Here is a 14,442-nt window from a genome sequence, read left to right on the forward strand (position 1 = left end):
TGACATGACGCCTGCCGCGCGATGGGCTGCCGCTGCCCAGATCATGGACGAGATCACGGACGGCGTGCCAGCCGAGAAAGCGCTCACCAACTGGGCACGCAGGTCGCGCTTCGCCGGATCGAAGGACCGCGCGGCGGTGCGCGATCACGTCTTCGACATCCTGCGCTGCTGGCGCAGTGTTGCTGTGCTGGGCGGTGGGACGTCCGGTCGGGAGCTCGTGTTGGGGCGGGTGCGGCAAACCGGGTTAGACGTGGACACGGTGTTCACCGGGGACAAGTACGGTCTTGCACCGCTATCTGACGCCGAGCGAAACGCCGGTGACGTCCCGTCCGGCGCGGCTGCGGCAGACTTGCCGGATTGGATTTACGACATATTCCGCAGAGACTTGGGCGATGACGCTCATGCGACAGCCGAAGCGGTGCGGTCGCGCGCGGCGGTGTTTCTGCGTGTAAATACCCTGAAGGCAGATCGCACAACGGCGCAAAATGCGCTTTCCGCGGCAGGAATTGACACACGCCCGCATGACCTGTCCCCGACCGCCCTTGAGGTTGTCGATGGGGCTCGCCGCATTGCCCAGTCCGGTCCGTATCTGGACGGTCTCGTCGAACTGCAGGACGTATCGAGCCAGGCGGTTGTCGATGCGTTGCCACTGCAGCCGGGTCAGCGCGTGCTGGACTATTGCGCGGGTGGGGGTGGCAAGACCCTTGCCATGGCGGCGCGTCTGCGCGGCCCGGTCGATGCGCATGACGCCGACCCGCGTCGGATGTCGGACCTGACCACCCGCGCGCAGCGGGCGGGGGCCGACATTCGGCAGGTCGCCGCGCCGACCGGCCTTTACGATCTTGTCCTGTGCGACGTGCCCTGTTCCGGCAGCGGATCCTGGCGGCGCTCTCCCGAAGGCAAATGGCGTTTGACCGAAGCCCGTCTTTCGGACCTGCACGGCGTTCAGGCGAGCATTTTGGACCGCGTGGCGCCTTTGGTGAAGCCGGACGGTGCCTTAGCCTATGCCACATGCTCTGTGCTGAAGTCTGAAAATGAAGTTCAAATTCAACGTTTTCTGTCGACGCATCCCGAGTGGATCTGTGCTGTTCAGCATCGGTTTTCTTTGATTTCGGGCGGAGATGGATTTTTTCTAGCTATTTTGAGGAGAGTCGGTAAATCATCGACAACCTAAACGCGATTCTCGCTTAATGTTCGCTTAATGAAAATGCGGTCCACTGGCGGGAACAAACTGTTCCGGGGCCCGCATCAATGACCGACCCTGACCGCGCCGCTATTGCCTTGTCGCAGGCATTTCCCACCAAGGGTTTGTTGGGGATGTTCACGGGCGTCTGCGCAATCTTGGCCTATGCCGCGCCGCACGCGGCGCTGCAGACGGGATTCCTGTCTGCGGCGGGCGCATTTGCTTTGGCTTGGGTCTTCCTTGTCGGCAAAGGCTATTGGGTGCGGATCATGGAAAGCCGCGCGTTCAAACAATTGGCCAGTCTTGTTGAATACGATGTGGCGTCCTGTCTGCTAACTGACCATTCCGGTGCCGTCATCAAGGCCAACCGCGCCGCCGCGAATTCCTTCAAATCCGTCGACAGGCAGACGGTGCGTGGGTTGATTGACGGGTACGTGGCCGACGCAGCGGCCCTGATCTATCGCGTGCAGAGCAACGCCATGGCTGACGGCATCGCGTCCGAGACGGTCGTTTTGCCGGATTCGCACCTTCGGATCAGCGCTCATCAGATCGGACCGCACGCGCTTCTCTGGCGGCTTGAGCACTTCGAGGAGCGCGATGTATCCGGCGGAAAACCGGTCAAATTTCCGACGCTGACGGTTGGGCGACACGGCACGGTTCTCTGGATGAACCAGGCCGCGCGCGATCTGGCCGGGGGGCGCGTGCGACGCATCGATGACCTGATCGAAGATACGCCGCTGCGGCCGGGGCAAGTACACCATCTGACCGGGACCGGGTCGCAGAAGGACTATGTGGTGAGCGTTCATGAAGCGGGCCTCGGCCGCGAGGAAGTTGTCCTGATGCCGTCCACCGGCATGGAGGGCGACGAGGCCGACGAGGGCGGCTTCGACACTTTGCCGGTGCCGCTTTTGAAGCTCAGACCGAACGGCGCGATTCGCCGGGCGAACCGGTCGGCGCGTGAACTGCTCAACGCGTCAGAGACGGATGATCGTATGCTGCCCGACTTCATGGAGGGGCTTGGTCGGTCGATCCCCGACTGGCTGGAAGACGCGGCGGCGGGGAAAGGCCTACGGCGGTCGGAATTCCTTCGGCTGACCCGGTCCGACCGCGAAGTCTTTGTGCAGGTCACGCTGACCCGCGTGGTCGAAAAAGGCGAGGCCATGCTCGTTGCCGTGTTGAACGACGCGACCGAACTCAAGAGCCTGGAGGCTCAGTTTGTCCAAGGTCAGAAAATGCAGGCCATCGGGCAACTCGCGGGCGGTGTGGCGCATGACTTCAACAATCTTTTGACAGCGATTTCAGGCCATTGTGATCTGTTGTTGCTACGGCACGATCAGGGTGATCCGGAATATGGCGACCTGATCCAAATCCATCAGAACGCCAACCGTGCCGCCGGATTGGTCGGTCAATTGCTGGCGTTCTCGCGCAAGCAGACGCTGCGGCCAGAGCGGCTCGACCTGCGGGACAGCCTGTCGGATCTGACGCATCTGCTGAACCGACTGGTGGGCGAGAAAGTGACCCTGAACCTGCGCCAGCACCCCGCCTTGCCGCCAATCCGCGCCGACAAGCGGCAGTTGGAGCAGGTCATCATGAACCTCGTCGTCAACGCCCGGGACGCGATGGCGGATGGCGGCCGGATCCTCATTGAAACCGACAAGCAGGTGCTTTCGGAACCGTCGCTGAATGGACGTGCCAAGGTACCCGCCGGGTCATATGTGATCGTGCGGGTTCAGGACGAAGGGTCGGGCATCCCGCAGGACAAGCTCGAGAAGATTTTCGAGCCGTTCTTCACCACGAAACGCACGGGCGAAGGCACCGGGCTGGGTTTGTCGACGGTCTACGGGATCGTCAAACAGACGGGCGGGTTCATCTTTGTCGACAGCGTGATGGGCAAGGGAAGCATCTTCACGCTCATGTTCCCGGAATGCGAAGACGCTCTGCCGGAAACACCCCGCACCCCGCCCAAGTCCGCGCCTGCGCCGGTCGGTCTTGGCCATGGTGTGGTGCTTCTGGTGGAGGACGAGGCACCCGTGCGCGCGTTCGCGTCCCGCGCATTGTCCCTGCGCGGGTTCAAGGTGATCGAAGCGCATTGCGCCGAACGGGCGCTGGAACTTCTGGAGGACGACAGCTTGCACGTGGATGTCTTCGTGACCGATGTCGTCATGCCCGGCATGGATGGGCCAAGCTGGGTGCGCGAAGCGCGCGCGTCGCGGCCCGATGTACCGGTGGTGTTCATGTCGGGCTATGCCGAGGACGTGTTCAAGTCCGAAGGTGCCGGCATCGACGCGTCGGCCTTTATCGCAAAGCCGTTTTCCCTGACCGATCTGACGTCGATTGTGAATCAGCAACTTGTCGCGCCAAGCGCTGATCGTGCCCGGGACGCCGCCGAGTAGGCGGATACCTAGCGCGACGCGTCTGCGATGGGAATCGACTCCCAAAGGTCAAAGTCGGCGGAGCGTCGGGCACGCGCGAGGGCGCGCTCCTCTTCGGACAGACTTAGCTCGGTGGATGGTGAGACGTTGACATGCGGAATATCCGGTAGCGGACCAAGCCGTTCGGCAAGGAAGCGACGTAATCCGGCCTGATCTTCGTAGCGAAAGAAGTGGCTGATCCGGGTTCCGTTGGGGCGCGCTTCTGAGAATTTGGCCTGCGAGCCAACATTCGCGAAGGGCGGGGGCGCATCCTCGCAACTCGCGCGGACGAAGTCATCGAAGGTCACATCCCGAGTCGACGTCGGTCGCCCGACAAGGTCGTCACGTTGGCGGTAGCGATACCAGCTTCCAAGCCAGCTTAGCGGTTCCCGGATCACCGCAACGAGGTCCATGTCGTCCGCGCCCATCTTTTCGAACATCGGGCGGAAGAAGCGATTGTAGCGGTAGACGGGCGCGTGTTTCAGCTCTGGTGGATCCGTGATGACCATGGATGCCAAAGGCGCCAAAGCCTGTGTATACGCGTGCGTGCCGGTTTTCGGCACAGACAAAAGCACCAGTCGTTGCTTCCAGAACACCAGCATGACGCGCATCCGTTTGACGAAATCCTGCGGCATAAACCACTCATTAACCGGCGCGCGCAACAGTGGCGTTGAAGTTTAGAGTTGAAATGTTCTCTTTTTGATCTCATACACAGTGAGAACAAGAGGTGAACGAAAGCAGCAATTGTCGCCCGTCAACGGGTGTGGAATAAGGAAGAAAAGAAATGGCAACGGCAGATCTTCTGACAATGGACAGCAAGCGCGACGCGAACAAACAAAAGGCGCTCGATTCGGCCCTGGCGCAGATCGAGCGTCAGTTCGGCAAGGGCTCGATCATGAAACTGGGTGGCGAAAACGCCATTCGAGATATCGAGTCGACATCGACCGGGTCGCTCGGCCTTGATATCGCGCTGGGAATCGGCGGCTTGCCGAAAGGCCGCATCATCGAGATTTACGGGCCTGAAAGTTCGGGCAAGACGACGCTGACGCTGCATTGCGTTGCGGAAGAGCAGAAAAAAGGCGGCGTCTGTGCCTTTGTGGACGCGGAACACGCGCTTGATCCGCAATACGCCAAGAAGCTGGGTGTCGACCTTGATGAGCTTCTGATCTCACAACCCGACACTGGCGAGCAGGCGCTTGAAATTACCGATACTCTGGTGCGGTCGGGTGCCGTGAACCTTGTCGTCGTTGACTCGGTCGCGGCGCTGACGCCGAAATCCGAACTGGAAGGCGACATGGGCGACAGCAGCGTTGGCGTTCAGGCGCGTCTCATGAGCCAGGCGATGCGCAAACTGACCGGGTCGATCTCACGCTCGAACTGCATGGTGATCTTCATCAACCAGATCCGGATGAAGATCGGCGTCATGTTCGGCTCACCGGAAACCACGACGGGCGGCAACGCGCTGAAATTCTACAGCTCCGTACGCCTCGACATTCGACGGATCGGCGCGATCAAGGATCGCGACGAGGTGGTCGGCAACGCAACCCGCGTAAAGGTGGTCAAGAACAAGGTCGCGCCGCCGTTCAAACAGGTGGAATTCGACATCATGTATGGCGAGGGCATCTCGAAAACCGGAGAGTTGATCGACCTTGGGGTGAAAGCCGGTGTCGTCGAAAAGTCGGGGGCCTGGTATTCCTACGGTGACGAACGCATCGGGCAAGGGCGCGAGAATGCAAAGACCTTCCTGAAGGAAAACACCGCCATTGCGCTCGAAATCGAGGATAAGATCCGTGCCGCGCACGGGCTGGAGTTCGACATGCCGCATGGCGAGGAAGACGCCGACGACATCGTCGAAAGCTGATCGGTTGTAGACATTGACTGCTTGAACACGCTGGACCTCGACGCAGGTCTGGGTGAGTTGCGAAACAGGGCTCCCGACGGGCGGCCCTGTTTTGCATTGGCGGGGCCGGTTCGGCTGTGGACAGCGCATGGGCCAGCGGCTATTTCACGTCGAACCACATCAAAGCACACCGCGCCACGTCAGGTCACACCATGCCAACGCTGAACGATATCCGCTCCACCTTTCTGAATTACTTTGAAAAACAGGGGCATGAGGTTGTGGCCTCAAGCCCGCTCGTGCCGCGAAATGACCCAACGCTGATGTTCGCCAATTCGGGCATGGTGCAGTTCAAGAACCTGTTCACCGGGGTGGAGCATCGCGACTATACGCGCGCGACCACGGCGCAGAAATGTGTGCGCGCGGGCGGCAAGCACAATGACCTCGACAATGTGGGCTACACGGCACGGCATCACACGTTCTTTGAGATGCTGGGGAATTTCAGCTTTGGCGATTACTTCAAAGAAGAGGCGATCCCGTTTGCCTGGGAGCTGATCACCAAGCATTTCGACATCCCGGCAGAGCGGCTTTACACGACGATCTACCACACGGACGACGAAGCCTTCGAGATCTGGAAGAAGGTGGGCGTGCCAGAAGACCGGATCATCCGGATCGCCACGTCCGACAATTTCTGGCAGATGGGGCCGACCGGCCCATGTGGTCCCTGCACCGAGATCTTCTACGACCACGGCGATCACATCTGGGGTGGCCCTCCGGGCAGCCCGGAGGAAGATGGCGACCGGTTCATCGAGATCTGGAACATCGTTTTCATGCAGAACGAGCAGTTCGAAGACGGCTCCATGAAGGCGCTCGACATGCAGTCGATCGATACCGGCATGGGTTTGGAACGGATTGGCGCGCTTTTGCAGGGCAGCCACGACAATTACGACACCGACACGATGCGCGCGCTGATCGAGGCGTCAGCCGATGCGTCGTCCTCCGATCCGGACGGGCCGGGCAAGACGCATCACCGGGTGATCGCCGATCACTTGCGGTCGACGTCGTTCCTGATCGCCGATGGCGTGATGCCTTCGAATGACGGGCGTGGCTACGTCCTGCGCCGGATCATGCGGCGGGCAATGCGGCACGCGCATCTCTTGGGCGCGCAGGATCCGATGATGCACAAGCTGGTGCCCGCACTGGTGCGCCAGATGGGGGCGGCCTACCCGGAATTGGGCCGGGCGCAGGCGCTGATCGAAGAGACGCTGCGGCTGGAAGAGACACGATTCAAGCAGACGCTGGACCGCGGGTTGAAGCTGTTGGATGACGAGCTGGCAAGTCTGTCCAACGAAGCGCCTTTGCCCGGAGCGGCGGCGTTCAAGCTCTATGACACATACGGGTTTCCGCTCGATCTGACACAGGATGCGCTGCGCGAGAAGGGCCGTTCGGTGGATACCGAAGGGTTCGATGCGGCAATGGCCGAACAGAAGGCCAAGGCGCGTGCGGCATGGTCGGGATCGGGAGAGGCCGCGGATGCGGCGGTGTGGTTCGATCTGGCAGAAGCGCATGGCGCGACCGATTTCCTTGGGTACGACACAGAGACCGCTGAAGGTCAGGTTCTCGCGCTGGTCAAGGACGGCGCTGAAGTTGAAGGCTTGGCTGAAGGGGAAACCGGCTGGGTCGTTCTGAACCAGACGCCCTTCTACGGCGAAGCCGGTGGTCAGGTGGGCGATACCGGCTGGCTGCGGCGTCTTGAAAACGAGGACGAACAGGCCGAGGTGACCGACACCCAGCGCATGGGCGGCGGAAAGGTGTTTGCGCATCAGGTCACCGTCAAGCGGGGCACGTTCTCGAAAGGGGACGCGCTGCAATTGGAGGTCGATCACAAACGCCGCACAGCGATCCGGGCGAACCATTCGGCCACGCACCTTCTGCACGAAGCACTGCGCCGTGCGCTTGGCGATCACGTGGCGCAGCGCGGGTCGCTTAACGCACCCGACCGGCTGCGCTTCGATTTCAGCCATGGAAAGGCGCTCTCCCTGGAAGAATTGCAAAGGGTCGAGACGGAGGTGAACGCCTACATCCGTCAGAACGCGCCGGTCGAGACGCGGATCATGACGCCAGACGACGCGCGCGCGATCGGGGCACAGGCCCTCTTCGGGGAGAAATACGGCGATGAAGTGCGCGTCGTGTCGATGGGCGCGCAGAAGGGGTCCGGAAAGGGCACGAACGGCAATACCTATTCGCTGGAACTGTGTGGCGGCACACATGTGCGCCAGACTGGGGATATCGGTGTTTTCGTGACCTTGGGCGACAGCGCGTCATCGGCAGGCGTACGCCGGATCGAGGCGCTGACCGGGGCGGATGCGTTCCGGTATCTGTCAGCGCAGGATCACCGTCTGGCCGAAGTGGCGCTGGAGTTGAAAGCGCAGGCGGCGGATGTGCCGTCGCGGGTGCGGGCGCTCTTGGATGAACGCAAGGCACTCACCAACGAAGTCGCGCAGTTGCGGCGCGAGCTTGCGATGGCCGGTGGGGCCGGGCAGGGCGGCGGTGCCGAGGCGCGCGAGGTCAATGGCGTCAAGTTCCTGGCGCAGGTGCTGTCAGGCGTGTCGGGTAAAGACCTGCCTCCGCTGATCGACGAGCACAAGGCGCGGCTGGGCTCGGGTGCAATCCTGCTCATCGCCGATACCGGCGGCAAGGCAGCAGTTGCGGCGGGTGTCACCGGCGATCTGACAGACCGCGTGTCGGCGGTTGATCTGGTGAAAGCCGCCGTGCCAGAACTGGGCGGAAAGGGCGGCGGGGGCCGTCCCGATATGGCGCAGGGCGGCGGCGCATCCGCCGAGAACGCCGATGCCGCGATCAAGGCCGCCGAGGCCGTTTTGGGAGGATAGACCATGCCAGCACTCTGGATAGCCCATGTCACGGTGACCGACCCCGAGGCGTATGGAAAATACGCAGAACTGGCCGGACCTGCGATTGCCAAGCACGGCGGACACTTCATCGCGCGTGGCGGGCGGTATGTGCAGCTTGAGGGGCAGGAGCGCGCGCGCAACGTGGTGGCCAAATTCCCGTCATTGGAAGCGGCAGAGAGCTGTTACAACAGCCCTGAGTATCAGCAGGCGCTGAACCACGCGCGGGATGCGTCGGAGCGGGAATTGCTGATCGTGGAGACGACGGAATAAGACCGGGAGCGCCCTAGGGATGGAACCGGTCAAAGACGATGATGCCGTCCTGAACGCCACGCAGCTGGGTGCATATGTCCCCGCGTGACGAGACGTGCCCCCACACGTTGCGGACAAACACATCCGGCGCCATGAAAAGCAGCATTGAGTTGATCTGATCGCGCTTCACGTCGACCGGTTGCTCGGCCTGCGGCACCACTGTCGCGCGATCTTCTTCTGAAAGATCGAGAAGCTGGAAGGTGTAGGCGAAGTATTCGCTGGTCGCGACGCAATTGCCATACGGGCAGGGCGTCTGGTCCATCGCGGCATGGCCCAGTTCGTGCACGATCACGCTTTCAAACAATCGGTCTGCAGGAATGTCGCTGTACACTCCGGTTTCACTGCGACGCGCTTCGATCATGTCGGGCGACAGAACCTCGATTGTGGCCTCACCGCAATGAAACAATCCAAGGCAGGTCGGCGGGTCGAGGTCGGAGACGCTGATGGTTACCGGTGCCGGCTTTCTGAGGCCGCATTCATCCATCAGGCTTAGCGCGCGGTCCGACGCCGAACACATGGCGCCGAGGTGAGTGGGCGTATCACTTTGGACCGTGATCAACCCGTTCGTGCACAGGCGCGTTTCGGCGACGGCTCCGGCTGGAGCACCTGTCAAAAAGGCAAACACGAGGAGACACGATGCACGCATGGTCATATGCACAGGCTAAGATGTGTCTTCCGATTTGAACAGGGTCAGCTTGCCCTCGACATCCGCTTTCGCTCGTGCGGATCAAGATAGCGCTTGCGCAGCCGGATCGCGTTCGGTGTGACCTCGACCAGCTCATCATCGTTGATATACGCGATGGCTTCTTCGAGCGAGAAGTTGATGTGCGGCGTCAGGCGCACGGCTTCATCGGTGCCTGAGGCCCGCACGTTCGTCAGCTTCTTACCCTTGAGCGGGTTCACTTCGAGGTCGTTGTCACGGCTGTGCTCGCCGATGATCATGCCTGTGTAGACCTTCGCCTGCGGTCCAACGAACATGCGTCCCCGCTCTTCGAGGTTCCAAAGCGCATAGGCCACGGCCTCTCCGTTCTCCATGGAGATCAGAACGCCCGCGCGGCGTCCCGGGATCGGCCCTTTATGGGGCGTCCAGCCGTGGAAGACGCGGTTCAAAACACCGGTGCCGCGCGTGTCGGTCAGAAACTCACCGTGATAGCCAATGAGACCGCGCGAGGGCACATGCGCAATGATGCGGGTCTTGCCGGCGCCAGCCGGTTTCATCTCGACCAGTTCACCCTTGCGCGCGCCCGTCAGCTTTTCGATCACCGCGCCGGAATAATCGTCATCCACGTCGATGGTGGCTTCCTCGACCGGCTCCATCAGTTGGCCGTCGTCTTCTTTCATGATGACCTGCGGGCGCGAGATGCTGAGTTCGAACCCCTCGCGGCGCATGTTCTCGATCAGAACGCCCATCTGCAATTCACCGCGACCCGAGACTTCGAACGCTTCACCACCGGGGGTGTCTGCGACCTTGATCGCGACGTTGGATTCGGCCTCTTTCATCAGCCGTTCCCGGATCACGCGGGATTGCACCTTCTTGCCGTCCCGACCGGCGAGCGGCGAGTCGTTGATGCCGAAGGTGACGGTAATGGTCGGCGGGTCGATCGGTTGCGCTTCGAGCGGTTCTTCAACCGCCAGCGCGCAGATCGTGTCGGCCACGGTGGCCTTGGACATACCCGCAATGCTGACGATATCGCCCGCCAGCGCTTCGTCGATGTCCTGCATGGCCAGGCCGCGGAAGGCCTGAATCTTGGTCACGCGGAACTGTTCGATCTTCTGCCCGACACGGCTTAGCGCCTGCACCGTGGCACCGACCTTGAGCCGACCGGATTCGACCCGACCGGTCAGGATGCGGCCGACAAACGGGTCCGACCCAAGCGTCGTGGCAAGCATCCGGAAATCCTCGTCCTGATGCTTGATCTGCTTGGGCGCGGGTACGTGGTTCACGATCAGATTGAACAGCGCGTCGAGGTTCTTGCGCGGGCCATCCAGTTCAGAGTCGGCCCAGCCGGACCGGCCCGAGGCGTAGAGATGCGGGAAGTCGAGCTGGTCTTCGTTGGCATCCAGACTGGCGAAAAGGTCGAAACACTCGTCCAGCGCGCGGTCGGGTTCAGCGTCGGGTTTGTCGACCTTGTTAAGCACAACGATCGGGCGCAAACCCAAGGCAAGTGCCTTGGAGGTGACGAATTTCGTCTGCGGCATCGGGCCTTCTGCAGCGTCCACCAACAAAACAACGCCATCGACCATCGACAGGATGCGCTCAACCTCGCCGCCGAAATCGGCGTGGCCGGGGGTGTCCACGATGTTGATCCGCGTGCCTTTCCATTCGACGGATGTGGCCTTCGCCAGGATGGTGATCCCGCGTTCGCGTTCGAGGTCATTGCTGTCCATCGCGCGTTCGGCCACGGCCTGGTTGGCGCGAAATGCGCCCGATTGCTTCAAGAGCTCGTCCACCAGCGTGGTCTTGCCGTGGTCCACGTGTGCGATGATCGCAATGTTGCGAAGGTCCATATCGTCAGTCTCGTACAGGAAAGAGTTGCGCGGGGGTTACAAGGCCGGGTCTCGGAACACCAGCGAAAAAGCCGTTGCATTTGGGTGTGCCGCAGATGCGTCGCAAGTGGCTCACGGCACTGTGACAGACCACCGGCGGTAAAGCACTGATCGCGGCATGGCATTTGGGCAGCGAATGGCCGGAATTCACAAGCAAAGTGGCCGCCCCTCCTAAACTGCGCCGCATCGCGCCATGTGTGGCTAGCCCACCGCGACAGGTCGTCAGCAAAGTGTTGCGGCGCGCGTCGGGCCTACCTGAGAGAAAGGATATCTCATGACACGCATTTTGCTCAGCACAGCGCTGATCGCGTCGGCGGCAACTGCAGGCTTTGCCGGAAGCCCCGAGCCCGCGCCGGTGGAACCGATGGTTTCCCAACCCATCGCGGTCACGCCCGCGCCGACGGGCGGAGACTGGACCGGGCCTTATGTCGGTCTCAGCTTTGGCAATCTGTCCGCCGACGCCGATGATTTCGACGACAGCGAAACCATCTACGGTCTGCACGGTGGCTACGATTACGATTTCGGCCAGTTCGTCATCGGGGGCGAGCTTGATTACCAGACCGGCGAAGACATCGAACTTGGTGGGATCGAAGTGGACGACGTGTTCCGCGCCAAGCTGCGCGGGGGGTACGACCTCGGACGCGCGCTGGTCTACGGCACCGTGGGTGCAGCGCAGCTGAACGCAAATGTCGGGGATGACACCGGATTGGTGGGCGGTCTCGGCGTCGAATACAAGGTGACCGAGCAATTCACCGTTGGCGGCGAATACCTCGCGCACCGGTTCGAGGATTTCGACGACTCCGGGATCGACGTGGACGCGGATACGATTTCGATCCGTGGCAGCTTCCGTTTCTGACGGTGTGATCTGAGCCGCGCGCCCGGGCTGCCCGGGCGTGCGATCAATGCGTGGCGGTATTCGACAACAGATTGATCACCAGAATACCCGCGACAATCATTGCCAGACCCGCAACCGCGGCGAGGTCGAGCTTTTGACCAAACACGACGAAGCCGATGATCGTGATGAAAATGATCCCGAACCCGGACCACATGGCATAGGCGATGCCCACCGGAAACGTCCTGAGCGCGATGGCGAGCAGGTAGAAGGCGATTCCGTAGGCGATCACCACGATGACTGACGGCAGCGGACGCGAGAATTGCTGGCTCGCCTGAAGGGCGGTTGTGCCGATGGTTTCCGCCAGAACGGCAAAGGCAAGGATCACATAGGGCATGGCAGGTCCTGTGTCAGATGAGGGAAGGGGGTCGGCCCCCTCGGCGCGGTGCGCCTCACTCCCGGGATAATTTTCGGCCGGCAGAAACACAATCTTAACCGAAGTCTTCGACGGTGGCCTGGCGGTACAGGCGGGGACGCCGATGACCGCGCCGGGAGAAGACGCAGTTTTCTCTTTGGCCCGTCGGGCTTGGGTCTGGCGGGCCTGTATTTCTTCCGGCCAAAAATATCCCGGGGAGTTTGAGGGGCAGCGCCCCTCAATGAAAACATCCTGTGCGCCGCAGGCGCGCCGCTTTACGACAAATGGATGGCGAACCGTCGCCGAATGTCCGCATCGATCTCGGCAGGAAACCGTGCGCGGGACGGTTGGGCGAGGATGCTGTTCTTGCGCGCGGTGGCGTTCGGCACAAGTTCGGGCTGGCCTTGCTCCACCCACTCCTTCGGTGAGGCGCGGTTTCCAAGCACGGGGTAGACGTAGTCGCGCTGCATGCGGGTCAGCGTGTGATCGCTGCCGAGGTAGTGGCCCGGACCATCGAGGCAGGTGGCGCGCATCACCTCAAGGCTCAGGTCGTCTTCGGTGACCTCGATCCCGCGAACGCAACGCAGGGCCTGACCGATCAGGTCGTCGCCGAGGATCAGGCTTTCGTGGCAGAAGCCCAGAAGTGACGCATGCATTCCGGCGGCCTCGTAGACCATGTTCAGCCCGCTCAGACCCGCCATGACGTTCGAGCACATCTGTTCCCATCCGGCCTGCATGTCGGGCAGCTTCGCGTCGGCAATCCCGGCGGCCGCGCCCCCCGGCAGGCTGTAATAGTGATGCATCTGCGCGCAACCGGCGGTCAGCAGCGCCTGTTCACCCGACCCGCCAGACATCGCGCCGGTGCGCAGGTCCGAGACAAAGGGCCAGGTGCCGAACACCGCCGGGTGACCGGGGGCCATGGCATTGACGTAGACCACACCAGCGAGGCATTCCGCGACGGCCTGAACGATCGCGCCCGCGATCGATGCGGGGGCGGTCGCCCCCGCCTGACCGGCGCTAAGAAGCAGGACAGGCATGCCGCCACGGATACAGGCCTCCATCACCTCGCACGACTCGGTCGCGAACTTCATCGGCGGCACGACGAAGCAGTTCGAGTTCGACACGAAAGGTCGCGCGCGCCACGTGTCCTCGCCGCCCGCGATCAGGTGCAACAGTTCCAGCGCGTCTGGCACGAAGGCGGCCTCGGTGAAGGAGGTGCCGACATGTTTTTTAGTCCCCGCGCAGCAGGCATAGATCGTATTGAGATCCATCTCGCGGTTGTCGGTCACGTCCCGCGCTACCATGGGCCGTTGCAAAAAATGGATGTTGTCCAGGCGGTCGGCGATGCGGGCTGCGTCGTGCAGGTCCTGCAAGGTGCTGTCGCGATACTCGTGCGTGTCGACATCGACAACATGCACAGCCGCGCCAGCCGTGCCGTAATGCACACGTGTTCCCGACAGGTCGAGGTCGTGCACCGGATCCCGTCCGCAGAGCGTGACGGATCGGTTGGCAATGGCCAGCATATCTTCCACGAGAGCGGCCGGAAACCGAAGGCGACCATCGTCGCCGAGGATGGCACCTGCCTCGGTCAGGAGCCGCACGCCTGAGGCGGGGGCATCGCTGAGTCCGATCTCTTCCAGTGCGCGCAAGGCGGCCTTGTGAATGCGTTCGAGGTCGGTCTCAGCAAGAGGCTTGTAGGTTCCGCCGTTCATTCCGGCGCGGATCGGGCGGAGTTCGTCAACCAGAGGATTGGCGCGGGCCTCGCGGCGGGCGGCGCGGCCTCCGGCGCGACGGGGGGACATATCTGTCATGATGGGGTTCTTTCAGGCAAACAATGGGACGGGTGGACGGGATCGGTCACCCCAAGGGTCGTCCCCGAGCCGCGCGTCCCCGACGCGCTCCGATGGTGCGCAACATGACGACCACCGCGGGCCAGTGTTTGCGCATAGCTCCTCCCTCATTCGTAGGGTGGAGCGTGCGACTGATGGTGCAGCAG

Annotated in this window: 11 protein-coding genes; 6 read left to right on the forward strand and 5 right to left on the reverse strand. The window is 62.0% G+C overall.

Annotated features, from left to right (window positions below; all coding sequences use genetic code 11):
• Window positions 1–4 precede the first annotated feature (4 nt).
• Window positions 5–1,174, forward strand: a complete 1,170-nt coding sequence (locus tag BUA42_RS06125; RefSeq protein WP_072776851.1) for an RsmB/NOP family class I SAM-dependent RNA methyltransferase — start codon at window positions 5–7, stop codon at window positions 1,172–1,174.
• A gap of 77 nt (window positions 1,175–1,251) precedes the next feature.
• Complete coding sequence (locus BUA42_RS06130; RefSeq protein ID WP_084066140.1) at window positions 1,252–3,576, forward strand: hybrid sensor histidine kinase/response regulator; 2,325 nt, start codon at window positions 1,252–1,254, stop codon at window positions 3,574–3,576.
• 8 nt (window positions 3,577–3,584) lie between these two features.
• Here the strand turns inward: BUA42_RS06130 and BUA42_RS06135 are convergent, their stop codons facing one another.
• On the reverse strand, window positions 3,585–4,196 hold the full coding sequence (locus tag BUA42_RS06135) for a gamma-glutamyl kinase (RefSeq protein ID WP_072777437.1): 612 nt from the start codon (window positions 4,194–4,196) through the stop codon (window positions 3,585–3,587).
• A 182-nt stretch (window positions 4,197–4,378) separates the two neighbouring features.
• On the opposite strand from BUA42_RS06135, the gene recA reads away from it, so the two are divergent.
• The 3 genes from recA to BUA42_RS06150 all read left to right on the forward strand — a co-directional run bounded on the left by recA (window position 4,379) and on the right by BUA42_RS06150 (window position 8,613).
• A complete protein-coding gene (gene recA, locus BUA42_RS06140) occupies window positions 4,379–5,455 on the forward strand; it encodes a recombinase RecA (RefSeq protein ID WP_072776852.1) in 1,077 nt (358 codons plus the stop codon).
• Between the two features lie 191 nt (window positions 5,456–5,646).
• Window positions 5,647–8,322, forward strand: a complete 2,676-nt coding sequence (gene alaS, locus BUA42_RS06145) for an alanine--tRNA ligase (protein ID WP_072777438.1) — start codon at window positions 5,647–5,649, stop codon at window positions 8,320–8,322.
• Window positions 8,323–8,325: 3 nt separating this feature from the next.
• On the forward strand, window positions 8,326–8,613 hold the full coding sequence (locus BUA42_RS06150; protein WP_072776853.1) for a DUF1330 domain-containing protein: 288 nt from the start codon (window positions 8,326–8,328) through the stop codon (window positions 8,611–8,613).
• 13 nt (window positions 8,614–8,626) lie between these two features.
• Here the strand turns inward: BUA42_RS06150 and BUA42_RS06155 are convergent, their stop codons facing one another.
• Both BUA42_RS06155 and typA read right to left on the reverse strand, forming a co-directional pair.
• Window positions 8,627–9,265: a DUF6639 family protein gene (locus BUA42_RS06155; protein ID WP_218588614.1), complete on the reverse strand. Its 639-nt coding sequence runs from the start codon at window positions 9,263–9,265 to the stop codon at window positions 8,627–8,629.
• Between the two features lie 77 nt (window positions 9,266–9,342).
• Window positions 9,343–11,160 carry a translational GTPase TypA gene (typA, locus tag BUA42_RS06160; RefSeq protein WP_072776854.1) on the reverse strand — a complete coding sequence of 606 codons (1,818 nt, stop codon included), beginning with the start codon at window positions 11,158–11,160 and terminating at the stop codon, window positions 9,343–9,345.
• A gap of 313 nt (window positions 11,161–11,473) precedes the next feature.
• Here typA and BUA42_RS06165 point away from each other — a divergent pair, with 313 nt between their 5' ends.
• Window positions 11,474–12,055, forward strand: coding sequence for an outer membrane protein (locus tag BUA42_RS06165; RefSeq protein WP_072776855.1), 582 nt, complete (start codon window positions 11,474–11,476; stop codon window positions 12,053–12,055).
• 43 nt (window positions 12,056–12,098) lie between these two features.
• Here BUA42_RS06165 and BUA42_RS06170 read toward each other — a convergent pair whose 3' ends face one another.
• Together BUA42_RS06170 and BUA42_RS06175 are read right to left on the reverse strand one after the other, a co-directional pair.
• Window positions 12,099–12,428 carry a DMT family transporter gene (locus tag BUA42_RS06170; RefSeq protein ID WP_072776856.1) on the reverse strand — a complete coding sequence of 110 codons (330 nt, stop codon included), beginning with the start codon at window positions 12,426–12,428 and terminating at the stop codon, window positions 12,099–12,101.
• Window positions 12,429–12,721: 293 nt separating this feature from the next.
• Window positions 12,722–14,257, reverse strand: coding sequence for a trimethylamine methyltransferase family protein (locus tag BUA42_RS06175; RefSeq protein WP_072776857.1), 1,536 nt, complete (start codon window positions 14,255–14,257; stop codon window positions 12,722–12,724).
• Window positions 14,258–14,442 lie beyond the last annotated feature (185 nt).

This window comes from Marivita hallyeonensis, assembly GCF_900129875.1.
Taxonomy (GTDB): Bacteria; Pseudomonadota; Alphaproteobacteria; order Rhodobacterales; family Rhodobacteraceae; genus Marivita; species Marivita hallyeonensis.